23 protein-coding genes are annotated in these 26,290 nt (G+C 33.5%); 21 read left to right on the plus strand and 2 right to left on the minus strand.

The features are described 5' to 3' along the window. Nucleotides 1-3 precede the first annotated feature (3 nt). From KF816_04990 to KF816_05055, 14 genes are all read left to right on the plus strand, one after another. On the plus strand, nucleotides 4-1,386 hold the full coding sequence (locus KF816_04990) for a UDP-N-acetylmuramate--L-alanine ligase (protein ID MBX3007369.1): 1,383 nt from the start codon (nucleotides 4-6) through the stop codon (nucleotides 1,384-1,386). Next, on the plus strand, nucleotides 1,383-2,162 hold the full coding sequence (locus KF816_04995; GenBank protein ID MBX3007370.1) for a cell division protein FtsQ/DivIB: 780 nt from the start codon (nucleotides 1,383-1,385) through the stop codon (nucleotides 2,160-2,162). Before KF816_04990 ends, KF816_04995 begins: the two co-directional genes overlap by 4 nt. After that, the gene (gene ftsA, locus KF816_05000; GenBank protein ID MBX3007371.1) at nucleotides 2,159-3,400 is read left to right on the plus strand and encodes a cell division protein FtsA; all 1,242 of its coding nucleotides are present in this window, start codon (nucleotides 2,159-2,161) and stop codon (nucleotides 3,398-3,400) included. Before KF816_04995 ends, ftsA begins: the two co-directional genes overlap by 4 nt. Before the next feature lie 27 nt (nucleotides 3,401-3,427). Next, on the plus strand, nucleotides 3,428-4,750 hold the full coding sequence (ftsZ, locus tag KF816_05005) for a cell division protein FtsZ (protein ID MBX3007372.1): 1,323 nt from the start codon (nucleotides 3,428-3,430) through the stop codon (nucleotides 4,748-4,750). A 177-nt stretch (nucleotides 4,751-4,927) separates the two neighbouring features. Next, entirely contained in the window at nucleotides 4,928-5,665 is a 738-nt protein-coding gene (locus tag KF816_05010) for a hypothetical protein (GenBank protein ID MBX3007373.1), read from the plus strand. A 5-nt stretch (nucleotides 5,666-5,670) separates the two neighbouring features. Further along, nucleotides 5,671-6,690 (plus strand): dTDP-glucose 4,6-dehydratase, encoded by a 1,020-nt coding sequence (gene rfbB, locus KF816_05015; protein ID MBX3007374.1) that lies wholly within the window; start codon nucleotides 5,671-5,673, stop codon nucleotides 6,688-6,690. 9 nt (nucleotides 6,691-6,699) lie between these two features. Further along, nucleotides 6,700-8,148 carry an SLBB domain-containing protein gene (locus tag KF816_05020; GenBank protein MBX3007375.1) on the plus strand — a complete coding sequence of 483 codons (1,449 nt, stop codon included), beginning with the start codon at nucleotides 6,700-6,702 and terminating at the stop codon, nucleotides 8,146-8,148. A 10-nt stretch (nucleotides 8,149-8,158) separates the two neighbouring features. Next, a complete protein-coding gene (locus tag KF816_05025) occupies nucleotides 8,159-9,397 on the plus strand; it encodes a hypothetical protein (protein MBX3007376.1) in 1,239 nt (412 codons plus the stop codon). Nucleotides 9,398-9,399: 2 nt separating this feature from the next. Further along, complete coding sequence (locus KF816_05030; GenBank protein MBX3007377.1) at nucleotides 9,400-10,851, plus strand: flippase; 1,452 nt, start codon at nucleotides 9,400-9,402, stop codon at nucleotides 10,849-10,851. A 62-nt stretch (nucleotides 10,852-10,913) separates the two neighbouring features. Continuing rightward, nucleotides 10,914-12,122, plus strand: coding sequence for an oligosaccharide repeat unit polymerase (locus KF816_05035; GenBank protein ID MBX3007378.1), 1,209 nt, complete (start codon nucleotides 10,914-10,916; stop codon nucleotides 12,120-12,122). Nucleotides 12,123-12,176: 54 nt separating this feature from the next. Next, nucleotides 12,177-13,094, plus strand: a complete 918-nt coding sequence (locus KF816_05040) for a glycosyltransferase family 2 protein (protein MBX3007379.1) — start codon at nucleotides 12,177-12,179, stop codon at nucleotides 13,092-13,094. After that, nucleotides 13,091-14,209 carry a glycosyltransferase family 4 protein gene (locus tag KF816_05045; GenBank protein ID MBX3007380.1) on the plus strand — a complete coding sequence of 373 codons (1,119 nt, stop codon included), beginning with the start codon at nucleotides 13,091-13,093 and terminating at the stop codon, nucleotides 14,207-14,209. The genes KF816_05040 and KF816_05045 overlap by 4 nt, the downstream gene beginning before the upstream one ends. Before the next feature lie 20 nt (nucleotides 14,210-14,229). Then, nucleotides 14,230-15,360, plus strand: coding sequence for a glycosyltransferase (locus KF816_05050; GenBank protein ID MBX3007381.1), 1,131 nt, complete (start codon nucleotides 14,230-14,232; stop codon nucleotides 15,358-15,360). 21 nt (nucleotides 15,361-15,381) lie between these two features. Then, on the plus strand, nucleotides 15,382-16,368 hold the full coding sequence (locus tag KF816_05055) for an NAD-dependent epimerase/dehydratase family protein (GenBank protein MBX3007382.1): 987 nt from the start codon (nucleotides 15,382-15,384) through the stop codon (nucleotides 16,366-16,368). Nucleotides 16,369-16,387: 19 nt separating this feature from the next. Here KF816_05055 and KF816_05060 read toward each other — a convergent pair whose 3' ends face one another. Next, complete coding sequence (locus tag KF816_05060; GenBank protein MBX3007383.1) at nucleotides 16,388-16,549, minus strand: hypothetical protein; 162 nt, start codon at nucleotides 16,547-16,549, stop codon at nucleotides 16,388-16,390. Nucleotides 16,550-16,781: 232 nt separating this feature from the next. On the opposite strand from KF816_05060, the gene KF816_05065 reads away from it, so the two are divergent. Beyond that, nucleotides 16,782-17,867, plus strand: coding sequence for an oligosaccharide flippase family protein (locus tag KF816_05065; protein MBX3007384.1), 1,086 nt, complete (start codon nucleotides 16,782-16,784; stop codon nucleotides 17,865-17,867). 31 nt (nucleotides 17,868-17,898) lie between these two features. Here the strand turns inward: KF816_05065 and KF816_05070 are convergent, their stop codons facing one another. Further along, nucleotides 17,899-18,690, minus strand: a complete 792-nt coding sequence (locus KF816_05070; protein MBX3007385.1) for a hypothetical protein — start codon at nucleotides 18,688-18,690, stop codon at nucleotides 17,899-17,901. A gap of 116 nt (nucleotides 18,691-18,806) precedes the next feature. On the opposite strand from KF816_05070, the gene KF816_05075 reads away from it, so the two are divergent. Genes KF816_05075 through KF816_05100 form a run of 6 tightly spaced genes read left to right on the plus strand, consistent with a single transcriptional unit; the run spans nucleotide 18,807 to nucleotide 26,290 of the window. Further along, nucleotides 18,807-19,754 carry a glycosyltransferase family 2 protein gene (locus KF816_05075; protein ID MBX3007386.1) on the plus strand — a complete coding sequence of 316 codons (948 nt, stop codon included), beginning with the start codon at nucleotides 18,807-18,809 and terminating at the stop codon, nucleotides 19,752-19,754. After that, complete coding sequence (locus KF816_05080; GenBank protein ID MBX3007387.1) at nucleotides 19,751-20,947, plus strand: glycosyltransferase; 1,197 nt, start codon at nucleotides 19,751-19,753, stop codon at nucleotides 20,945-20,947. The genes KF816_05075 and KF816_05080 overlap by 4 nt, the downstream gene beginning before the upstream one ends. Further along, on the plus strand, nucleotides 20,947-22,107 hold the full coding sequence (locus KF816_05085; protein MBX3007388.1) for a glycosyltransferase: 1,161 nt from the start codon (nucleotides 20,947-20,949) through the stop codon (nucleotides 22,105-22,107). Before KF816_05080 ends, KF816_05085 begins: the two co-directional genes overlap by 1 nt. A gap of 53 nt (nucleotides 22,108-22,160) precedes the next feature. Beyond that, nucleotides 22,161-23,564 (plus strand): sugar transferase, encoded by a 1,404-nt coding sequence (locus tag KF816_05090; protein MBX3007389.1) that lies wholly within the window; start codon nucleotides 22,161-22,163, stop codon nucleotides 23,562-23,564. A 12-nt stretch (nucleotides 23,565-23,576) separates the two neighbouring features. Beyond that, nucleotides 23,577-24,293, plus strand: coding sequence for a polyprenol monophosphomannose synthase (locus KF816_05095; protein MBX3007390.1), 717 nt, complete (start codon nucleotides 23,577-23,579; stop codon nucleotides 24,291-24,293). An 11-nt stretch (nucleotides 24,294-24,304) separates the two neighbouring features. Further along, nucleotides 24,305-26,290 carry a glycosyltransferase gene (locus KF816_05100; protein ID MBX3007391.1) on the plus strand — a complete coding sequence of 662 codons (1,986 nt, stop codon included), beginning with the start codon at nucleotides 24,305-24,307 and terminating at the stop codon, nucleotides 26,288-26,290.

Raw genomic sequence — 26,290 nt, forward strand, 5'->3', positions numbered from 1 at the left:
ATGATGATGAGTACTGTAAAAAATGTTCACTTTATTGGGATAGGTGGAATTGGGATGAGCGGAATCGCAGAGATATTACTAAATCAAGGATTTGTAATAACCGGCTCAGATCTTCATAAAACTGAAGTCACAGAGAGACTCGAGTCATTAGGAATTAAAGTTTATGAAGGACACGCGTCAGAAAATTTAAAGGAAGCAGATGTGGTTGTTTACTCCTCCGCAGTAAATCTAGAAAATCCTGAAGTCAAAGCCGCCATCGAAAGAAAAATTCCGGTAATTAAACGTTCCGAAATGCTAGCCGAATGCATGAGAATGAAGTATGGAATTGGAATTGCCGGTACCCATGGAAAAACAACCACAACTTCTATGGTGGGATTGGTTTTAACTGAAGCCGGTATCGATCCCACTATTATTGTCGGTGGTAAATTAAGCGGACTTGGCGGAACAAACGCGAGATTGGGAAATGGAGAATTTATTGTTGTTGAAGCAGATGAGTTCGATAGAACTTTTCTAAAACTCACACCAACAATTGCCGCATTAACAACTCTTGAAAAAGAACATCTTGATACTTATAAAGATCTTGATGATATAAAATTAGCCTTTATCGAATTCGCTAATAAAGTACCATTCTTTGGATTTGTAGTATTGTGTTTAGATGAACCTGCTCTACAAGATATCATCCCCGAAATAAATAAGAAGATTTTGACTTATGGAATTTCTTCTCAAGCTGATATTAGAGCAATTGATATTTCCCATTCTGAAAATTTTTCTGAATACACGGTGGTTTATATGGGTGAAGAATTGGGGAGGATAAAGATTAACATACCGGGACTTCACAATATCAAAAACTCTCTTGTAGCTGTAACAGTAGCTAAAGAAATGGGCGTTCCTTTTAATGTTATCCAAAAAGCACTCGCTTCATTCAGCGGAGTTTATAGAAGATTTGAAAAGAAATATGATGAAAATATTATGGTGATAGATGATTATGGTCATCACCCAACAGAAATTAATGTTACGCTCGATGGAATTAGAAGAGGATGGAAGAGAAGGCTTGTTGCAGTTTTTCAACCTCATCTTTATTCACGAACCAGAGATTTTTACGCAGAGTTTGGCCGATCATTCCTTAACTCCGATATTTTTATTTGCACCGATGTATATCCCGCACGCGAAAAACCGATGGAAGGAATTACAGGGGAACTGATTGCAAATACAGCAAAACAGTTTGGTCATAAAAATGTCTATTACGTTCCAGATAAAACCAAAATACCCGAATTGCTCACAAAACTTTGTAAAGATGGTGATATCGTTATAACTCTTGGTGCAGGAGATATTTGGAAATTCGGAAATCAATTTGTAGAAATACTAAAAAGTAAAACCAAAAAATGAAAATATCCAAATCAAATATTATTTCAATTATAATATTAGTTCTATTGATCGGAACTATAGTAGGAACAGCCGTATCATATCCGAGCAAAAAAAATGAGAAGAAAATAAGTTTCATTTCTCTTGATGGGGATTATCATTTATTGGAGAAAGATTATTTGGAGTATGCGGGTCTGCTGGATAAGGATAATTTTCCAAAACTTACATTGCAGATTATACGCGACCGAATAATTAAGCACCCATACGTTCAAAATGCTGATGTGGCATATTCAGAGAATAAAGTATTGATCACAATTAAAGAGAAAAATTTTGAATCAATATTAATGAAGGGAGAGAATCAATTTTTATTAACAGATAAACTACATGTAATTCCTCTCCTAACCGGAACACAAAAAATTGATTTCCCGATTATAGCGGAACCATATTTAAAAAATTCAATTAAAGAATTTATTTCATTGAAAAAGAATCACGATGTATTAACCGCGGCTCAAATATTAACGGCGGTTAAATTGGTAAATAGTAAACTGCACGATAATATCTCATCCCTGAATATGAAAAATGGTGGTGAGATTGAACTCTATTTATCTTCTGGAGATTACCCGGTGATAATTGGCAGAGGAAATGAAATAAAAAAAATTATCTCCTTCAATTCGTTTTGGGATGTAATTGAGGGAAAGGAATACAGTAATTATTTGGAGTACGTTGATTTAAGATATAGCAATCATCTTTATTTCAGGTTATTCGAACCAAAAACAACAGCCGAGGAAATGAAATCATGAAGAAAAATATTATTGCCGGGTTAGATTTAGGTACAACTAAAGTTTGCGCGGTTATAGCAGAGCATGTTGATAATAATGTAAATATTCTTGGGTTTGGAATTGCTCCATCCGAAGGACTTAATAGAGGATTGGTTGCCAACATAACTAAAACTGCCGAGGCAATTACAGAAGCAATGAGTATTGCAAGCAATCGTGCCGGGTTACAGGTTAAAGAATTAAATGTTGGCGTTGCCGGTGAACATATCACAAGTCTTAGACACAGAAATTATATTTCAATAAATAACCCCGATAAAGAAATTACACAGGATGATCTTGAAAGATTAAAGGCAGATGTTCAAACCATAAAAATTCCATCAGATCGGCAGATTCTTCACATAATTCCAGAAGAATATTTTGTTGATTACCAAGGAGGGATTGAAGACCCAATTGGGATGTGCGGCTCGCGTCTCGAAGCGGTCAATCATGTTGTACTTGCTTCGATACCTGCAATTCAAAATATTAAAAAATCAGTTGAACGTGCCGGATTCATCGTTAAAGATTATGTGCTACAGCCGATTGCATCCAGTTATTCAGTACTTGAAGAAAATGAAAAAGATTTAGGGGTTGTACTTGTTGATATTGGAGGAGGTACAACCGATATCGCAATTTTTCACCGTAAATCAATAAAGCACACAAAAGTGATTGGAGTAGCGGGCAGCCAGGTTACAAATGATATTCGTGAAACTCTTGGCATAGTTACTTCCGATGCAGAACAGTTAAAAAAGGAACATGGATTTGCCAGTGAGAGGGCAATTGTGCGCGATTCTGATATCTATATAAAAGGAGTTGGTGCAAGAGGGAATGTGAAAATACCTCTTTCTTTACTTACACAGATTATCAGTATAAGAATGAAAGAACTGTTTGCACTAGTTGACAATGAACTTCGTCAATCCGGATTGAAAAATAAAATTAAAGCAGGTGTAGTATTAACCGGGGGAGGATCACTTCTTAAAGGAAGTACAGAATTAGCGGAGGAAGTTTTTGGATTACCTACAAGAATAGGTGTTCCACTTGAGCTAGGTACAGGCTTATCGAAAGAAGTCGAAAGTCCAGAATTTGCAACCGTTGCCGGTTTAATTAGAGGAATTCCAGGGCAAAAATCGGAATCATTTTCAACCGCAAAAATTACAACACCTGAGAAGAAAGTAGAACTAAGCAAGATTTTTAAAAAGGTTCAAAATTTTTTTGATAATCTATAATAAATAAAACCACAACAAGGAGGAAACATGTCTGATAACGGTAACGAAACAAAGAGAGAAAGCAGACTTAGGTTTTGTACTCTCGATAAAGAAAGCTCCCTTTCCGCAGTTATTAAAGTTGTTGGTGTTGGTGGAGGCGGTTGCAACGCAATTGATTCCATGATTAACCGCGGATTATCCGGCGTTGAATTTGTGGCTGTTAACACAGACGCACAAGTCCTTGCGGATAGTTATGCAAATTCTAAAATTCAAATCGGTACTGGACTTACACGAGGACTCGGAGCCGGAGCCGATCCCAATGTTGGGAAGAAAGCTGCCGAAGAGGATAGAGATAAGATAACTCGGGTGCTCGAAGCTAGTGATATGGTTTTTGTTACTGCCGGCATGGGTGGCGGAACCGGAACAGGTGCTGCTCCAATAGTTGCATCAATAGCCAAAAGTCTAGGAGCGTTAGTTATTGGAATTGTTACCAAACCATTTAATTGGGAAGGTAAACAGAGAATGAAAAATGCCGATGAGGGAATTGCTGAACTAAGACAGTACGTTGATAGCTTAATAGTTATTCCTAATGGTAGAATTCTATCTATTATTGATACTGCGATGGCGGCACGCGCTGCATTCGATAAACCAAATGAAATTTTATATGAGGCCACAAGAGGTATTGCAGACATTATCACAATTAAGGGAATCATTAATGTTGACTTCGCCGATGTTCGAACAGTGATGAGAGAAAGTGGGCAAGCACTTATGGGTTGCGGAATTGCCAGCGGTGAAAACCGCGCGGTTGAAGCGGCTCAAAAAGCAATCTCTTCACCACTTCTCGAGGGCATTAGTATTAAGGGCGCAAAAAATATTTTATTAAATGTTTCCGGTTCCTCGAATATGACAATGCAGGAAATTGAGGAAGGAAATAAAATTATTTATGAAGCTGCCGGTGAAGAAGCAAATGTAATATTTGGATTAGTAAATAAGGAAGATATGAATGAGTATATTTCTTATACGGTTATAGCTACTGGATTTGAATCCAAATCTTCACTAAGCGGACTCAATAATTTAAGGGCAGACAAAACGGAGAAAAAACAAAATCCCCATTCAATTCAACAGCAGGAGAGAAAGGTTGTAGGATTAGGTGGATTTACGCCTAAAAAAGGATTAGCTCTTGATGATAAAGCTGATTTATCTATCCCTGCAATAATTAGATATAGAGAAAAGAATAGTGACTCCCCGAATCTTTTCGAAAGCTCAATTGATGCTGGTTTTAGACCTGAGCCTTCTAGTTATGATTCAGATGATTTCGATTTTAGAGATGAAGATAATAGCTCAACATTTTTAAGAAAAATTATGGATTAGTTACAGATTTATAATTCGTTATCAGATTTAGACCGAACTCAATTTTCACCTTGTTGTGGTGCAAGAAACTGAAAATGGGTTCGGTCATTTTATACCTGCCTAATAAATGCATCCATTTCCATTTTTGTTTTACTTATGGAATTACTAACTTACCCCTCAAAAATTATTAGCTGGAGTATGAGAAAAACTATCTTTTTCGCATTATTATTCATTGTTTTTTTTCAAATAAAAGCCCAGGAAGCTGAAGAGGTTGGATGGGTTTCACGTTTTGGTGCCGCCGGTGGAGTAGCGCCGGTATATGTATTCCCTAACATTGATGCTTTAAACTTTCAAACAAAAGCCATGGGAATCCCGGAACTTTCAAGTTCTGGAATGTTCACTTTCGGCGGCGGCGGTTATGCTTATATCATGATGATAAACAATGTGAGAATAGGTGGAATTGGCTTTGGAGGAACTCAAAGTTCTTCGGCAAATGTTGGCGGATTAAGTAGAGAAGTTAAATACAATTATGGGATTGGGGGACTTACATTAGAATACACCGTACCTTTTATAAATAACATCGCGGTTTCTATTGGCGCAATTATTGGGGGTGGAACAACAAGCGTCGAGATTTACCAAAACCGGGGAGATTATGATTGGGGAACTATTTTTCATCAAGTAACAACTAGTTCAGCGCCAACTAATATTATAAGTAGAAAACTTTATAATACCTATTTTACAGTTTCACCAACGCTTAATGTTGATATTCCATTAAACCGTTTTATTGCTGTGAGACTTGGCGGAGGATATGTAACTTCATTTTCCAACACATGGAAAGGGGATAACGATCAGAATGTAAATGATGTTCCATCCAATTTAACTAGTAATTCATTTTTCATACAAACAGGAATTTATTTCGGATTTTTCGCATTCTAAAAATTATGAACACAAAAAATATTTTAGTTACCGGCGGGGCTGGATTTATTGGCAGCAATTTTATCAATCACATTTTACAATCGCATGATGATTATTTCATTGTTAATATTGATAAGTTAACTTATGCGGGTAATCTCGAAAACCTAAAGCCCTCAGAGAGTAAATCGAATTACCGCTTCATAAAAGGGGATATTTGCAATCATGAAATTGTTGATTATCTCTTCAATAAATATTCGATTAAATATGTAATTAATTTTGCCGCCGAATCTCACGTAGACAGAAGCATTCTTGGTTCAGAAATATTCTACAGAACCAATGTTATTGGTACTAACGTACTGCTTGAAGCTTCGCGGCGATATAATGTTGAAAAATTTCTGCAGATATCTACAGATGAAGTTTATGGTAGTTTAGGTGATACCGGATTATTTACCGAGAGTACTCCATTATCACCTAATAGTCCCTATTCATCCAGCAAAACCGCCGCTGATATGATGGCAATGGCTTTTTATCATACTTATGGACTTCCGGTTGTGATTACTCGGTGCTCAAATAATTATGGCCCTTTGCAATTCCCCGAAAAATTAATTCCACTAATGATAATTAACGCGCTCAACAATAAAAAGCTTCCCGTGTACGGTGATGGTTTGAATGTGAGAGATTGGATTTATGTTATTGATCATAACAAAGCCGCGGAATTGGTTTTTGAAAAAGGCAAAATTGGCGAAGTATATAATGTTGGTGCCAGCCGCGAGATGAAGAATATAGAAATTGTAAAACTGATTCTTTCTAAATTAGGCAAAGATGAAAGTTTAATTGAATATGTTAAAGATAGACCGGGGCATGATCGACGATACGCCATTGATTCATCAAAAATTCAGAATGAGCTTGGGTGGAAACCCACATTTGAATTTGAAGACGCGATGAGCAGTACAGTAGAGTGGTATCTCGATAATAAAAAATGGTGGGAAAGAATTATTTCTGGGGAGTATCAAAAATATTATGAACAATTATACAGTAACAGATAAAAATTAAACATGAAAAAACTAATAATTTTAGTCCTATTATCAACCTCTTTCATTTATGGTCAGGATGAATTAAAAGAGTCAGCCAGATCAACAATGAATTTTATTCAGCCAATTTCAGTAACAATCGGCGGAAATTTTATTGTAACCGGTTCTTTCACCGCTTCAAAAACTCAGAGGGTTGATCATTTTGTTACAACTCTCTATAATGAGGCAAAATCAAAAGCAGTTGGGTCAATGAATGATCTAAATACTCTTAGAATAGTTGATAAGGAATTGAAAAAATTTCCTTTGCGAGATATTATTCTTAAAAGACAGGATGGAGAAATACTAAAAATTGATCTACTCATGTTCAGATTGACTGGAGACTTCAAATACAATCCTTACTTAAAATCAGATGATGTAATTATATTCCCTTCGTTTGATGAAAAGAGAGATGTAATAGATATTAGCGGCGCAGTAAATAACCCTACAAGTTTTCAATTTGTTGATGGAGATAAACTAGCAGATGCTATATTACTAGCCGGTGGATTGAGTAAAGCTTTCGAAAATGTTACTGAAGTTGAAATATCACGCGTTAAAGATTTAGGAAAATCGGAAGCACGTATAGTTTCTAAAATATCAGATAATGTCGAGTTGCAACGCGGAGATAGAATTACAGTATTGTTTAATGAGAATCATAAGGTTGCTTACAAAGTATTAGTACTTGGTGAAGTTAACAGACCTGGAGAGGTTTATATATTAAAGAATAATTCAACTCTTCGGGATGTAATCAGCAAAGCTGGCGGATTTACGGCGAATGCTGATTTGAGAAGAGCCGAATTACTCCGAGGATCAGATCAGTCTCAAATAATGAAGATAAGAGCATTAAGAAGCCAGTACGAAAAAGATAGCACCGGTACAACAATGCCGATTGTGCAAACTAAAATAGAAGAAATTTTGACCGAAGGTAATCGAATGCTCAGATCGGCTAATTTATCGATGGATGAAGTTGAATCAAGTTTAGCTCCAGATCTTTATTTGAGAATGAATGACGGGAGGGGAATATTAGATTTTAGTAAAGTATTAGATGAATCTTCCGATGAAGGTAATACAATTATTCATGAAAATGATGTGATAATTGTGCCCTCTTATTTTAATTATGTTTATGTATTTGGTCAGGTTAAAAACCCAGGTTATTATTCCTTTGAAACTGATAAAGATTGGCGCCACTACATAAACAAAGCCGGCGGGATGACCGAGCGTGCTAAGGAAGAAGAAGAGATTAGAGTTATTAATGGAATATCTAAAACCTGGTACGATACAAAAGATAATTATAAAATGAATGCCGGCGATTATGTTTACGTCCCCAAATCATTACCGAAAGACATTACAAGTACATTACAGATAATAAGTACCGTTTCGAATATAGTTGCAACAATTGTAACACTCACATTCATCATTCTTCAAACAACAAAATAACAAGATAAATATGGAAGAAAATAAAAAGTCTGAAATTGTTGGAAGCACTTTTTTTGAGTTTTTGACTATTACTGTCAAGTATCGTTGGTTTATATTTTGGGTAGTACTCCTTATAACAGGAGGTGCAACTTTGTACGCGTTGTTTGGACCAAAATGGTATAAATCAACAGCATCAGTTTTTCCTGCCGAAAAGAATGATCCTCTTTCAATGATTTCAGGTTTATCAGGATTGGCAAAAGGGTTTTCCGCTAGTAAAGGATTAGCGGCATTAACTAGCAAAAACTCTGAAGCCGATAGATACATGGCGATACTTATGAGCGCAACAGTTACAGATGATATTATTAAAAAGTTTAACCTAAGAAAAGAATATGATTATGAGGATGATTATTATGAAAAAGTAGTTAAAGAGTGGAATTCAAATTTAGATCTTGAAATACAAGAAGAAGGTAATTTAACAATTACTGTTTATTCACGAGAACCTCAGAAAGCTGCTGATATTGCTAACTATATGGTTGAACGGTTAAATGAAATTAATACCCGGTTAAGTATTATTAATGCAAAAGCAAATCGTGAGTTTGTTGAACAAAGATATTTACAAAACATTGCCGATATAAATGAACTTGAAAACAATATGAAGCTCTTTCAACAAAAATATGGTGTAATTGCAGTACCTGAACAGTTGGAAGCGACAGTAAAATCGATGTCAACAATTTATGCTGAGTTGTATAAAAAAGAAGTTGAATATAATGTTGTTAAGCAAACCTATGGGTTGGATCATCCTTTAGCAATAAGTTCAAAATTACAAATGGATGAACTTCAAAAGAAAATTAATGCTTTAAATACAGGAAATGATCCATCGCAAAAAGATGTTAGGCTTTTAATCCCATTTAAACAAGCTCCCGAACTTGGAAATGATTATCTGAAAATTTACCGCAATTTAGAAATTCAATACAAAATTCTTGAATTCATACAACCAATGTATGAAACTGCACGTGTTGAAGAAGCAAGAAATACACCAAGTGTAATTGTTTTGGATAACGCCGGTCCTGCCGAGAGAAAATCAAGACCCAAGGGAAGTATTTACGCCCCAATTGCACTTGTCCTTTCTTTAATATTGGCATACTTTCTAGTTTTTTCTCATGTGTTGATACAAAAAATGAAAAGGGATGATGTAACACGCTACTCTTACTTAAGTAATGCCTTAAAAAGTGATTTAGCAAAGATCGGATTTAAGAGAAGGACAAATTAAAGATGTCCGAATATTCAAAGATTGGAAAGAATTCGATCTATTCTTTTCTTTCAATTTTTTTTCGGGTATTCTCCAACATTATTATTTTCTGGCTTATTGCCCGTTACTATTCCGCAGATGTATTCGGACAATTTACAACAGCGCAGACTTTCGCGTCGGTATTTATTTTACTCGCTGATTTTGGAATGGATATTCTTCTTACTACCGAACTGCCGAGGCGAATTGAAAAATCCTCACAAATATTTTCGGAAATATTTTCAGCCAAACTTATTTTTGCCTCCTTTGCTTTTCTGCTCATGCTCTCATTATCAATCTTAAATCAATTTAGTGAAGCAACAAGTCTTTTACTATTGATGTTCAGTTTCTTTGTTCTATTTTCAACTATCACAAATTTCTTTTTTGCTTTCTATAAAGGAAATGAGAAGCTTGGTTATGAAGCTAGAGTTTCATTCATCAATAATTTTGGTTCATTAATAGCTGTACTAATCTTAATACTGCTTAAACAGAATATATTATTAATTGCAGGCGCATATGTAGCTGTAAGACTTATTGGGTTACTGCTAGCTTTTTATTATGTAAAAAAAATTAATTCATCCATCTCTCTTAAATTTACATTCCCAATTCAGAAAAATGTAATAAAAAAGATAATTGTATTGGGAATGTTCATGCTGTTCGGTAATCTATTTTTTCAATTAGATACTATACTTCTTGCATTCTGGAGAGATGAGAAAAGTGTTGGTACTTATCAGGCAGTTTTCAGATTAATAATGGTTTTGTTAATAATTCCGGATGTATTTATAAATAGTTTAATGCCTGTTCTCTCAAGACTACGCAACGAGGATAAGGAAAAGTGGGAAAAACTAAGTTTCATTTTCAATAAGATACTTGTTACCATAATAATACCTGCCTCTATAGTAATGTTTGTTTATCCCGATGAAATTTTGGGATTGGCATATGGAGCAGATAAGTATAATGAGGCAATTCCAATATTTAGGATTTTTTCATTCATTATGTTGATTAGGTTTTTTACCGAGGCATACGGTTTAATGCTTATAACAGCCGATAAACAAAAAGTTAGAATGACTATTGTTATCTTGGGAACAGCCCTTAATTTCGTTGTAAATTTTTTTATGATTCCGCGGTATGATGCTCTCGGAGCGGGTATTACATCTTTAATAACTAATTTTGTTGTTGGATTTTTATACTATTATACAGCGCGCAATTTAAAGGGGAATTGGATTGCGGGTTTTGCTATTTCTAAACTCATTCTTTTAATTATTGCATTTGCATTAATAGTTTATATAGCCGGTCTTTTGAGTGCTTGGTATTTGAGTTTTGCCGCCGCTTTAATTTATTATTATTATGCTTTTCGTTTCATATTTAGTAAATCAGAGCAGGAGCAGTTTATGGAAGTTATAAATAATAATCGATTAAGTTTTATGAAACGCAGCTAACAAAAATGAACCTCATTTCCATCATATCGTTTCTGGTAATATTTTTAATTGTTATCGTTACTATGATCAAAAAGTCCGATCTATTTTCTCCCGCAAAAGTTTTTGGGATAATCTGGGCAATGGCCATAGGACTCACTGAACTTAAACTGAGCCGGCACCAACATAATTGGAATGAACTAGGTTGGATTATGCTGTTTATCGGAATCTTATCATTTTATATCGGTGTGTTTGTTGTTTTTGTGATTAATTACAATAAAAGAGTTACGCCTATAAATAATATCCGAAAACTTTTTGGTGAAAGAGTTGTTGACCACAAAAAGTTATTTAGTGTTATAATAGTATTATTTGCTGTGTATGTAATTTCATTTATGGGGAATTATTTAATAGAGGGATTTCTTCCGATATTTCACGCGAATCCGGGCCAATCACGAGCGTATTGGGGAGTTTTTGGAATTGGATTGACAATACATGCGGCAACTGCACTCATATTATTTGGAACTCAATATGTGGCTTTGGCAGATCGGAAAGCAATAAAGAAATTGCTTGTTATTGGAATTATAGTTTCAACCTTTATCACATATTTATTTATTCTACAGCGATTCAATCTGATGTTTGCAATAATATCCTCAATTGTATTTCTATATTATTCGAGCAACAGTCTTCGCCCAAGAAATGCTGGAATTGTGTTCTTAATAATTGTTGGATTGATGTATTCTGTCCAATATTTGAGAATGAGTGACTTTGCGCTAAGTTATCTTTACAATCTTGCCCAAATGAAATTTAGTTTTAAGTATGCCATATTCACTGAGCCATATATGTATGTTGTAATGAATCTGGAAAATTTTGTGAGGGCGGTAAACAGATTAGAGGATCATACTTTCGGTTATTATACCTTTAATTTTTTACTCTCACTTTCCGGTCTAAAGAAACCTGTTACTGATTATGTGTCATTAAATAATTTCCCGTTTTTAAATAGCAGTTACAACACTTATTCAATGTTCTGGGATTTTTTCCGTGACTTCGGAATTTATGGATTAAGTGTAATCCCGGCAGTTATAGGATTTGGTGTATCTACTATCTATTACAAATTAAGAAAAGAGCCATCAGTATTCATGCTCTCAATTTATTCTATCTTTATTTTTATTCTCGTTATATCATTTTTCGTAAATGTAATTGGTCTTTTACATTTTATATTTAATACATCACTTATTGTTGCACTTTCATATTATATATCTATTGATGAAAAATCCCGAAGTACTAGCAAGACCTGAGGCTAGTATTACTAGTTCGATTATTTTAGTAAGAATAATTAAATGGGTTAACTTGTGTCCCCAAGAGTTTCAATAATACTGGTAAATTATAATGGCTGGAAAGATACTGTTGAGTGTATTAATTCACTTAACCAGATCAATTATAGTAATTATGAAATTATCGTTGTTGACAATGCTTCTGTCGGGGATGATTTACTCCAATTCCAAAATTATGAGTTTAGTAATGTTACTTTTATTAAATCTGCCGAAAATTTAGGTTTTTCGGGTGGAAATAATTTAGGTATTGAGTGCGCCTTAAAGAGCAAAAGTGAATATATCCTACTGCTCAATAATGATACAGTTGTTCAACCAGATTTTTTGAATATAATGGTTAGCAAAGCAGAGGAGAATAGTATCGGTGTGGTAACTCCTATGATAAAGTATTATGATAGAAAAGATACGATTTGGAGCGCGGGAGGAAAAATAAGTAAAATTAGAGCATCCGGTTTCACTTATGGATTTAATAAAAATGAAAGTGAGTTAAATCGAGACTTTTATTGCACTTTTGCGTCGGGTTGCTGTATGCTGATAAAATCTGAAGTTATTAAAAATGTGGGTATGCTTGATACTGGCTATTTTTTGTATTTAGAGGATACAGATTATTCATTTAGAATTATTAATGCCGGTTATAAAATATACTATGCCGCGTCGAGCACTATTTATCATAAGGTCACTTCTACTACATCTAGAGATAATAAATTACTGCCTCTTTACTACAGTGTTAGAAATCGCCTTTATTTTGCTAAAAAGAACTTGGGGTGGTTATCTATTTTTTCATTGAGTTATCTTGCGACTGCGTTTTTAGTAAAGTATTTAGTGTACAATTTTGATAATAGAGAATACAAAAAAGTATTGATCAGGGCCTTTTCTGATTTTTATAATAATAAATTTGGTAAAACTGATATTTTTGAATTAAAGAAAACTGTAAAATGAAAATTGGAATAGATGGGAGAGTTTTAGATCGTGCGATTACCGGAACCGGTCGGTATCTTCTCAATATATTGCACGAACTTCCGAATCATGATAAGAAAAATGAATATGTTTTATATAGCAATGCTGATCATGATTTTGATAAAAAATTTTATAAGATCATTAAATCGAATGAACCCAAAATACCTTTGAAATTATACTCTCCCTTCTGGATAAATTACTCTCTCCCAATAAAACTTAAAGAACAAAAGATTGATTTGTTGTTTTCACCGAATGTATTAATTCCACTAGTTAATATTGGTAATATTAAAACGGTCTCTGTTGTTCACGACGCAATATTTAAAGTATTCAAGGAATATTATCCTTTCTTCTATAGAATGTACTTATCTACCTTATTGCCTGTATCATTAAAAAAATCAGATAGAGTTATTACTGTTTCCACAAGTGCTAAAGAAGATATTATGCGATACTTCCATGTGCCGGAAGGGAAAATTAGAATTGTATACAACACTGCTTCTCCAAAATTCAAACCCCAAGCTGAAAGAAATGAGCTGATCAGTGATAAGCTAAAAGCAGAATATTGTATTCCCGAAAAATATATATTATATGTTGGAGTAATTGAAAGCAGAAAAAACATTTTAGGAATTCTCAGAATAATTGATGAATTAAAGAAAAAGGGGAGTAATTTAAAATTGGTTTTGATTGGCAAACCTGGATACAATTCTGATAAGATAATTCCTGAAATAAAAAAACGGAATAATGATATTAAGTATTTTCAATATATGCCGGATGATATTTTAACTTATATTTACCAATCAGCTTTTGCGTTTTTATTTCCTTCATTTTATGAAGGATTTGGAATACCGCCATTAGAGGCAATGCAGTGTGGAGTACCTGTTTTATCCTCAAATAGATCTGCTCTTCCTGAAGTGGTGGGGGATGGTGGAATATGTTTGGACCCGGATAATTATTCCGGTTTTGCAAATGAAATATTAAGATTGGAAAGTGATTCAAAGTATTATTCCGAGATGAAAAAAAGAGCTCTGGTTCAGTCTGAAAAGTTTCAAATAAATCAAACAACAAAAAAAATTGTAGAAATATTTAATGAATTTAACTGAAAAGAATATCCTCTTATAAAATGCGAATACTATTTGTTATAACTAAATCGGATATAGGCGGTGCCCAGGTTTTTGTTCTAAATTTGGCAAAAGCTTTTAAGGAATTAGGTTATGATGTTGAAGTTGTTGCCGGTGATGGCGATTTCTTGTTTGAGGAGTTAAAAAAAATCAAAATCAATTATTATTATTTCGAATCATTAAAAAGGGATTTTAATTTATTAAACGCCCTATATTTTGTTTGGGAACTGCGTCATTTAATTAAGTTAAAAAGATATAATGTGCTTCATCTTAACAGCTCTAATACTCTGATAGGTGGACTTGCTTCTTTTTTCCTAAAAAATAAACCAAAATCATTTTTTACTTTTCACGGACTCTCCTTTATTGACCGAAACTATAATCCTAATAGAATCATTAAATTTCTCGCATCAATATATTACCGAACGATGCTAAAGACTGTAAATAAAATAATTTTTGAATGCCGCTTAAATTTGGAAGAAGTTCAAAATGCTGGTATGATTAAAAATGCACCAATAATTTATAATGGAATTGATCAGGAAAGTCTAACTTTTCTTGATAGATCAAAAGTAAGAAAATACTTTTCGGATAAGTGTGGTATCGATTTGACAGATTCATTTTTAATTGGCTCAACAGGAAGATTAACATATCAAAAAAATTATGAGTTTTTGATTTCTATATTCGATCGAATAAAACAAAAAGTACCTAATGCAAAAATGGTGATTATAGGCGAAGGTCCCGACAGGGATAATTACACAAAACTAATTAATAAGTATAACCTCAATAATGAAGTGTTTTTGGTTGGTGAATTAAAAAATTCTCACCAATTTATGAGAGGATTTGATCTCTTTACTTTATCATCCCGTTATGAGGGAGTTTCAATAAGTCTCGTTGAAACTCTATTTGCAGAAATTCCTATGCTTGTTACAAAAGTCGGTGGAAATGTTGATATAGTGAATAATGATTCTCGTCAACTATATGAATTAGATAGTGTAGAAGAATATTTGGAAAAATTAGTATATCTAAAAAATAACCCGGCTTCAATTTTAGAAAATAACCGGAAGATGCAGTCGATATTCACTTTAAAACATATGGTTCAAAATTATAAAGAGTTATTTGAATCAGAAGTAAATTAACAATCTTATTTTGGAAAAAGGATGATTGAATACTACAAAAATAAAAATGTACTCATAACAGGCGGATTGGGATTTTTGGGAAGCAGTATTGCTGAGAGACTTGTAAATAGTGGCGCAACGATAACACTGATAGATAATCTTCACCCCTTGTATGGCGGAAATAAATTCAATGTTGAATCGATTAAAGATAAGGTTAATGTTCTAATTGAGGATATTAGAAACGAAGATATAATGGCGCCGTTGATTCAGAAGGCAGATTTGATTTTTCATCTTGCCGCACAGGTAAGTTATATTGATAGTTTAAGTATCCCTTTTGAAGACCTGGATCTAAACGCACAAACTACATTGAAGATTCTTGAAAACTGCCGCAAACTTAATCCTAAAGTAAGAGTTGTTTTTTCAAGTTCAAGAATGGTATATGGCAAAGTTAATCAGCCGATTGTTACAGAAAATTCAGAGACCAATCCACTTAGTTTGTATGGAATACATAAACTTACTTCTGAGAAGTATCTGCTTATGTATTTTAAGGATTTCGGAATTCCTACAACAGTGTTAAGGTTAACAAACCCTTATGGACCAAAGCAGCAAATAAAACATAGTAAATATTCATTGGTTGGTTGGTTTATCCGCCAGGCAATGGAGGGAAATACTATAAAAATTTATGGTGACGGACAACAGCTGCGAGATTATGTTTATGTTAATGACATAGTAGAAGCAATGATTCGTTCGGCGGCCTCGGAACAAGCGGCAGGCGAAGTTATAAATGTTGGTTCCGGAGTCTCATCCAAATTTTCTGATATGGTTCATGATGTTGTAAAAATTGTTGGGAATGGGAATATTGAATTTATTCCATGGCCTGAAAATTATGAAAAGGTAGAAACTGGCGATATCTCTGTTGATATCTCCAAATTATCAGCAATCGCTAATTGGAACCCTAAGTACACTCTGATTGATGGCATCCAGGAAACATTTAGTTATTACAAAAAGAACATTTCACATTATATTTAATTGAATTGTTATAGACTATTTAATTAATCAATGAGCTAGTCATCGAAAAGCTAACCAAAAATGTTTTCTCACTCTCATTTGGACAGGCAGCTTCATTTTTAACTAATGTTGCCGCGATAATTCTTGCTGCCCGTTTTTTAGGAGTTGAAAATTTTGGTGTTTTTAGCAGCGTACTTGCCATTGTATCAATACTCTCCAAGCTGGTAGATTTCGGAATTGAGCCGATTGTTTTTAGAGAGTTTTCAAAGAATAAAGAAAACTATAATTTACTTAATAGCGCTATCACTCTAAGGTTTTCAATTTATTTGTTACTGCTGATTGTTTATAATTTCGTGGCACTCATCCTTGCGTTTAATTCTACCGAAATAATATTTGTAAATGTCCTATTCTTTACGATAATCCTCTCTGCCAAAATGATGGTGATTAGAGAGATACTCGCTACTCCATTCAAAGTAAATTTTAAAATGCATTATCCAATGGTTCTTTCGGTATTGGATAATATTGTACTGTTCGTTTTGATATTGTTTATCCCATTTGTTCAGAATAAGATTTTGTATTTTATTATTGCATACACAGTTTCAAATCTTCCCGGTTTTATTCTTTCATTTTATTATTTATATAAAAAATTCAACTATAAATACATAGTTGCTTACGAAAACTTTAGCTGGATAATCAAAGAATCGCTCCCACTATTTGGATTTGTAATCTTATCAAATATCTTTCAACAAATAGATATTGTAATACTAAGTTCATTAAAGGGTAATTATGATGTTGGAATTTACTCGGCCGGAGTTAGGCTTACCATGCCGCTTAATATTATTCCCGGCGCAATAGTAACTTCGGTTTTTCCTATACTTGTTAAAAAAATGGCTGACGAAGAGAGCACCGAATTTATTACCAATTTAGTGATCAAGCTTCTATTCTTTATTTCATTCGTAATCGCTTCTGTATTTAGTTTCGGTTCAGCTGAGATTGTGAGAGTGGTATTTGGAAGAGAATATGCCTCGAGTTCATTTTCTGCTTCAATCCTTTACTGGTGTCAGATATTTATTTTCTTTACTTACTACAGTCTTTCTGTTTTAATTGCTAACAATAAACAGCACTACAATTTTATTTTTGGGTTGGTGCAAGTCCTTATAAATCTAGTATTCATATTATTGCTAGTTCCTAATTATTCATTTGTCGGGGCTTCAATCGCAAAATTAATAGCAAGTTTTGTGGGATTTGTTTACATCATTTATGTGCTTTCAAAACTTGGATTAAAGCCTTCAATCGGTAGATATAAAATGCTGCTCTGGAGCGGATTGTTAGCGCTGATTTTATGGTTGCTTTCTGATATGCCTCTCGTAGTTTATCTAACCTTATCCGCGATTGTAATATTCATATTAACCATCGGGCTAAAGTTTTTTGAAAAAGATGAAATCATTGCTTTCTTCAAACTGGTGAATAGAGAAGAAATGGCTAAAAATCTATTAGCGCGGTTTAAGTTCTTAGCTTAAAAAACTAAAAAATTATAAAACGTTTTCAGAACTATTTCTTTCTTCTCAAGAATCCTGCATTGGCTGCGGCTTCGCAAAATTTGATGATATTATCATCACCAATTTCTTTGTCTTTATCTAACGGTTCATATTGATAAAGCCAAATCGAATCAAATTTCAAATCCTTTGCCGCATTTAGTAATGTTGAATACTCGGCAGAGTCTTCATGGGCTCCAATCCATAACATCGAAAATGTTGGACCCAGATAATCCCCCCACTCATTCCATGTTTTAACTTGATCTGTCCCTAATTTTTTTTTATCTCCATAGCCACTATACATTATGGAAGAAGTAAGCCGTAAAAAACGGGCTGCTTTCTTTTCATCCAATTCACTTATAACATAACCCGATTTTGGGTAGAGCTGTTTTTCATTAAGATTGATTAGAATTTTAGTTAAAGTTATAAAAGAAAAGTTACGACTCAGAGGTTCATCAAAATAGTATGCCCATACTTTACCAAGTGAATTTATATTATTCCAGAACCATTCGTTTCGGGTTACGTAATCGGGAATATAGATTTGTTTCATAATGTGCAGAGAATCATATCCGGCGGCTTTAACATTTTTATATACTTCTTCACCATAGGGTGCGGCGACCAGCAGATAATTAAACCCGAAATAATTTTTAAGTCTCTCAAGCTGTTGTTGAGAGTAAAACTTATTTGTATGGGGCCAGATACCCACAATTTTTCCCTCAACAACTTCGTAACCCTTAGGCAGACTCTGACTTAAAGTAGAACCAGAAATTGAGATTATTATTAAAAATAAAATAGATAGCTTTTTCATGATTAACTTAATTTTGTTGTAGATGAATATAATTATTTTACCCTTTAGATTTGCTCCTCGCCTAATCTTTATTATTAGATTTAAACTTATATTTACGCCAAATAATTAAAAATTTTATGATAGATCTATCAATTATAATCATTAATTACAATGGGGAAAAATATCTCGAGGATTGCCTTTGCTCGATCGAAGAGTACACTTCCAAAATTGTATATGAGACAATTGTCGTTGATAATGGAACTGTTGATTTTAATTTACGGAGTTGGCAGTCTCGATTTCCTAATGTTCATTTTGTAATTAATGAATATAATAAAGGTTTCGCCGCCGCAAATAATGATGGATTGGGAGTAGCAAGAGGGAAGTATGTTTTATTTCTTAATAATGATACCCGTTTAATATCTAATATATTTTATGATGTATTTAGCTACTGCGAAAAAATAAATTCTCCAATATTTGCTGGGTGCCAGCTTCTAAATTCTGACTTATCAAAGCAAGAATCGATTGTTGAGTTTCCTTCATTATGGAATGGGTTTACAGAAAATATGTTCCTTTACAAGTTATTCCCAAATTCCAAATTATTTAATAAGTATTATCAAAATCATCTTGATTATTATGAGCCGGTAGAAGCTGATGTTATTAAAGGGGCATTTATGTTTTGCCCCAGAGATATTATTGATTCTCTCAATGGATTTGATGATCGATTCTTTTTTTATAGCGAAGAAACCGATTTATGTAAAAGATTCAAAGATATGGGAGGGCGAATTTTGTTTTTACCTCAATATAAAATCATACATTACGGAGGTTCTACTTCAGACAAGAATCTTTGGTTTAAGTACAAAAATCAAACAATAGGAAAGATTCAGTACTATCAAAAACATTTTTCGGGGTTCAATTTTATATCTGTTATAATCATTCATTTTATTGGATTGTTTTTACGTGGAGTGATTAATTGTACTGTAGGAATTATATTATTTCGGAAAAATTTATTTATAAAGGGTTTTTTCTTCTTTAGACAGTTGTTTGTTTATCCTAACAATGTTTTTAAGGATAAAAAAGAATCATGAGAATATTATTTATCTCTCCTAAAATTCCTTATCCACCTGTAGATGGTCACCGGAAAAGTATATTTGGGGTAATTAAGCATCTGGCTTTACGTGGGCATAAAATTGATTTAGTTGCCTATTCGCAATTTGAAAAATTGCACAAATACCGAGAACTCCAAGAATTCTGTAATCCTAATATTTTAAATGTTAGAACCCCTAACAGCATTAAAGGTATGATCATTAATTTATTCTCCTCTCGTCCATATAATTTGTGGAAATATGAAAGAAAAGAATTGACAAAATTTCTTGAAGAGTACCTTTTTTATAACAAGCCGGATATAGTTCAAATAACAAATTCTCATATGGGGTGGATTGTTGATACAATTAGAAAATTTAGTGATGCTCCGGTCATTCTTAGAGAAGAAAATTTAGAGTTAATGATAATGAAGCGGTTTTCTCAATCCCAGTCCAATCCATTAATTAAATTATATTCTTATCTCCAGTATAAAAAACTACTAAGATATGAACCTAAATTATGCTCAAAAATGAATTTAAATATAATGATCAGTAAAAATGATGAGGCCGAACTTCAAAAATTAGGACCAGGAGTTAATACGGTAACAATTCCTCTTGGAGTTGATAATCATCTTTTTAATATTAAAAAAAGCAAACCCGAGCCTTTTTCACTATGTCATATTGGTTCACTCGATTGGTACCCAAATTTAAATGGAATAAATTGGTTCATTAATAACGTATTTGAGCGCTTGGTGAGCAATTTCCCTCAAACTAAACTTTACTTATATGGCGGGGGCAATTATCACTTGATAAATCGAATAAATGACTTCAATAAAAATATTGTATTAAAAGGATTTGTTGAGGATATTTGGCAGGAGATAAATGATAAACAATTAGCTGTAGTTCCTCTAAGAATTGGGGGTGGGATTAGAGTTAAGATATTAGAATTATGCGCTGCCGGTAATGCTGTTATTTCAACCTCGATTGGTGTTGAAGGTATACCACTAACAGATGAAAAAGAAATCTTGATTGCCGATGATCCGGAATTATTTGCACAAAAAATTGAAAAAGTATTTATTGATAATTATTCCCTTGATGAGATAACTGAGAATGCACGTAAAGTTATCCGTGAGAATTATGACTGGAATATTATTGCTGAAAGATTTGAAGATCAATACAACAAACTTTTGGAAAATTGATGACCCCAGTTTATGAAATATCACTACTGGTAATTTTGTTTGTAATATTTAATTCCTTTTTCGGGTATCCCCTTGTTATCTTTTTATTAGGGCAATTTAAAAAGAAACCTAATTTGACGGAATACGAACCATCTGTTACAATCATGATTGCCGCTTATAATGAGGAAAAATCAATTGCTCAACGAATTGAAAATATTGCCTCAATTAATTACGATTTATCAAAAGTAGAATTGTTAATAGGCTCTGATAATTCATCCGACACCACAAACTCAATTTTATTAGAACAACAAAATAAATATCCATGGCTTAAAGTATTTATTTCGGATAAAAGAAGAGGTAAAGCGGGCATACTTAATGAATTGATAAAACAAGCTAGTTATGAAATTCTGGTTTTTACCGACGCAAATACCCAATTCAACAAAAATGCACTAAAAAATCTGACCAACGATTTTAGTGATCCCACAGTTGGTGGAGTTTGCGGTAAATTAATTCTACTCAGCGATAAAAAGGTGATCGATGAAGGTGTCGAAGAATCAAGTTACTGGAAATATGAAACTCACATAAAAACTTCTGAAGGCAAGCTGGGTATTGCATTTGCTGCAAATGGAGGAATATTCGCGATTCGAAAAAATTTATTTTCCGCCATTCCTTTGGAACGCGCGGTTACCGATGATTTATATATTTCTCTTTCTGTGGTTGAGCAAGGTTTTAAATTTAATTACAGCGAAAATGCTATAGCGTCTGAAAATACCGGTAAAGATATTAAGTCGGAATTCGATAGAAAAGTTAGGTTCAGCGCTACAAATTTTCAGACATTGGTTCGTTTTAAAAATCTTTTGCTTAATAGAAATATTCTTCTAAGCTATGCTTTTTTTTCTCATAAGATTACACGCTGGATTTTACCTTTCCTTTTAATTTTATTGATTATGTTAAATGGAATTCTATTCATATCGCAAGGAACTTATAAGATTCTATTTTATGCTCAGTTATTATTCTACTGTTTTGCATTTCTTGGATTTGTATTTTCGACTCTCAAAATTCGGATTAAAGTGTTTTCGCTACCCAATTTTTTTGTTGTTTCAAATATCGCTGTACTAAAGGGATTTATTAGATTCATAAATAAAAAACATAGTGTGATTTGGAACTCGACTGAGAGATAGCAGATAAATTAAAAATAATATTTTTAACCCTCTTAATTTATGGATGATTTTACTTGAATAAACGTACAGAAAAACTTTTAATATTAGCTACAGATTTTATCACTGTAAATTTAGCATGGCTGCTCTTTTTTTATTTCAGAGTAGAGTCGGGATGGTTTAATCTTATTACTCAACCCGATTTTTTCCTTCCAATGATTGTTGTTTATTTTTATTGGGTTATTGTCTTCACTTTTGTTGGAATGTACCGAACATGGTTTGCACTTTCCCGTCTTGACGAACTCTCAACTCTCCTAAAAGCTTCATTTGTGGGAATTTTCATCCTAGTATTTTTTATTATCTGGGATGATGTTACAACCGGTGTCTCCAATTCTATGCGGTTTTACATATTTATTTACTGGGCAATATTTTTGGTTCTTGTTGGTTCCGGAAGATTATTTATAAGAAGTTTTCAGCGCAATCTTCTTATTAGAGGAATTGGAAGAAGAAATACAATCATAATTGGATTCAACCAAAAAGCTAATGAAGTACATTCATCTATTTTGCGCCATCGTGAACTAGGGCTTGATATTGTTAGTTATTTAGCGGTTGCAGAGTCCGAGCTTAATTCTTCATATAAAGATGTTAAAGTTGTGGATACTTATCATAACCTTGAAAAAGTTTTGTTGGACTTTGAAATTAAAAATGTAATTATTTGTTTAGGCAGACACGAAGAAGAAGTAATTTTAGAGGTAATTACCAGATGCGAAGGTAAAGGTGTAGAGATAAAAATTGTCCCCGATTTATACGATATCCTCAGCGGTCAAGCTAAAATATCTCAACTCTATAGTTTTCCATTAATTGATGTTATGCCTGAGTTAATGCCTGAGTGGGAAAGAAGGCTTAAAAGAGTTATGGATATAGTTCTATCTTTCCTCCTCCTAATAATTACAGCGCCGGCAACAATAATTACTGCTATCGCAATAAAAATTGAGAGTAAGGGACCAGTTTTTTATAAGCAGGAAAGAAGCGGGCTAAATGGAAAAGTGTTTAAGATTTATAAATTCAGGTCAATGGTTCAGGACGCCGAAAAGAAAACCGGTCCAATATGGTCAACTAAAGGAGATCCGAGAATTACCCGGGTTGGTAGATTTATTAGAAAAGTGCGACTCGATGAAATTCCACAAGTAATTAATATATTTAGAGGGGATATGAGTTTTGTTGGTCCGCGCCCCGAACGGCCAATTTTTGTTGAGAAATTAGCGAATGAAATTCCTTTGTATAAACGCCGTTTAAAAGTTCGACCGGGAATTACAGGATGGGCACAAGTAAAACATAAGTATGATGAAACTGTTGAAGATGTAAAAGTTAAGTTGCGTTATGATCTATTCTATATTGAAAATATGAGTCTGCGTATGGATCTTAAAATATTATTCAAAACAATTTTTGTTGTACTCTTTGGTAAAGGTCATTATGAATAAAATTGAGAAATCATGAAAAGTATAGTAATTATTCCAACTTATAATGAAATTCATAATATTCAGCTTCTAGTTCCGCAACTGCTGGAATCTTATCCCGGTTTGGATATTCTAATTGTGGATGATAATTCACCCGACGGAACTGCCGATTATGTTCTGAAATTGAGTGAGAATAACTCACGAATAAAATTAATTAAACGGGAAGCTAAATTAGGTTTAGGTACTGCTTATGTTGCGGGATTCAAATATATGCTGGCCAATGGGTACGATTGTGCCATGCAAATGGATGCCGATTTTTCTCATGATCCGAAAGAATTAAAAAGGTTTTTAGAGAATATTCAAGAGTTCGATCTCGTTATTGGGAGCAGATACATTTATGGTGTACGAGTTATTAATTGGCCAATTCAGCGACTGCTGCTAAGTTATTTTGCCAATCTTTACTCAAGAATTATTACAGGAATGCCGGTTAAAGATGGTACCGGCGGATTCAAATGTTTTAGAAGATCGGTTCTCGAATCAATCAATTTGGATAATATAAAATCGAATGGTTACTCTTTCCAGATAGAGATGAATTTTAAAGCATGGAAAAAGGAATTTAAAATTATTGAAATCCCAATAACTTTTGTTGACCGAGTTCAAGGTACTTCAAAAATGTCGAAGAAGATTGTGCGTGAAGCAATTTTTATGGTTTGGAAACTCAGATTAAAGAGTGCATTAGGCAAACTGGATTAAACACCAATACTATGATTGATCTTTCGATAATAATAGTTAATTATAACGTAAAAGAATTTGTGTTAAACCTTCTTCAATCTATTCAAGAAGCTTCCAAGAATATTAAATCGGAAATCATAATTGTTGATAATGCTTCAGATGATGACAGCGTTGAATTAATACAAGATAAATATCCTGCCGTAAAATTGATTTCCAATAAAGAAAATGTTGGTTTTGGAAGAGCAAATAACCAGGGTATGAAAGTAGCAGAGGGAAAGTATATTCTGCTCTTAAATCCCGATACAATTGTTCGTGAAGATACCTTCGAAAAAATGATTTTATTGTTTCAAAGCAGAGACGATATTGGAATTGCCGGGTGCAAGGTGTTAAATCCGGATGGAACTTTACAACTGGCATGCAGAAGAGGATTTCCTGGTCCTTGGACTTCATTCACCAAAATTGTTGGGTTAAGCGCATTATTCCCAAATAGCAAAACTTTCGCCCGCTATAATCTAACCTATCTCGATGAAAATAAATCCTATGAGGTAGATGCCGTAAGTGGTTCATTCATGATGATGAAACGGGAAATTTATGAATTGATGGGAGGATTTGATTCTCAGTTTTTTATGTATGGTGAAGATTTAGATTTATGTTTCCGAACCCAAAAAGCCGGTTATAAAATTTATTATTTCCATGAAACAGAAATAATTCATTATAAAGGGGAAAGTACAAAGAGAAGTAGTATTGATGAAACTAAAGTCTTTTATGACGCCATGCATCTCTTTGTACAGAAACATTTTTCGGCATCTTTTATTGTTGAATCAATTTTACAGTTTGCGATTTTTATCCGAAAGTTTATTGCTTTTACAAATATTTATAAAAATATAATTCTTGCCGTTATTGCAGATCTAATAATTTTTACCGCATCAGTTTATTTTGCCGAAAAAATTTACAGCAACGAACATTGGATTGGATTTCCAGAATTTGCCACTCCCTGGGTTTATTTTTTACCCGCAATCATTCAAGTTATTATTTCAAGTTTGGGAGGAGCATATAAGAAGAGATCTTTTTCGGTACTTCGTTCAACGGTTACACTGTTTTTTGGAATGCTGGTTTTAACCTCTCTAACTTATTTCTTTAAACAGTTCGCGTTTAGCAGAGCGGTGGTTTTAATTACATATTTAATCTCATTTTTCTCATTTACTTTTTGGCGAATTATAGCAAAAGCAGTCTTTAAGTTTGGATTAGAGACTGATACAAGAAATGCCCGTACCTTGATTGTAGGTAATATAAATAACTTTAACGAGCTTGCATCCAGAATAAACTCAAACTTTATAAAACTGCATCAAATTATTGGATTTATTGGTTCATCAAGAAAAAATATTGGTGAATCTTTCGGCTCTTTAAAAGTTCTTGGGTCAACCGAGAATTTGAAAAAAATTATTTTAGAGGAGAATATTCAGAAAGTTATTATCTCGTCGGATGGAATTTCGTATACACAAATGTTTGGATTGGTTTCCGAGTGTAATGGCTTAAATGTTGAGTTTCTTCTCGCCGGCAAAGAGATGGATTATATGGTTGGAAAATCATCAATCACAATGCTGGATGATATTCCGCTCCTAAAACTTCAATATAATATTTCATCATTCTCCCACAGAATTTCTAAACGAATGATGGACCTTCTGCTCGGCTTTCTTTTGTTGCTAATTTATCCATTCGTATATTTATTGCAATTAATAAGTGGCAAGGGGGGAAAATTCACCGAATTTATAATGTCGGTACCGGAAGTTTTATCAGGCAAAAAAAGTTTAGTGGGTCCAAAGGAGATCGAATTTATTGATGGATTGTATGTTGGGAAAGCGGGATTAACCGGTTTTTGGTTTATAGAGAACATTTCTATTACGGATAATGTTGAGATGAAAAAATTGGATCTGTTTTATGCGAAGAATCAAAGTTTATGGCTCGATCTGGAAATTCTTGGCAAGTCATTTTCAAAAGTTTTTATAAGCGGAGAATAA

Source organism: Melioribacteraceae bacterium, assembly GCA_019638015.1.
GTDB lineage: Bacteria > Bacteroidota > Ignavibacteria > Ignavibacteriales > Melioribacteraceae > JAHBUP01.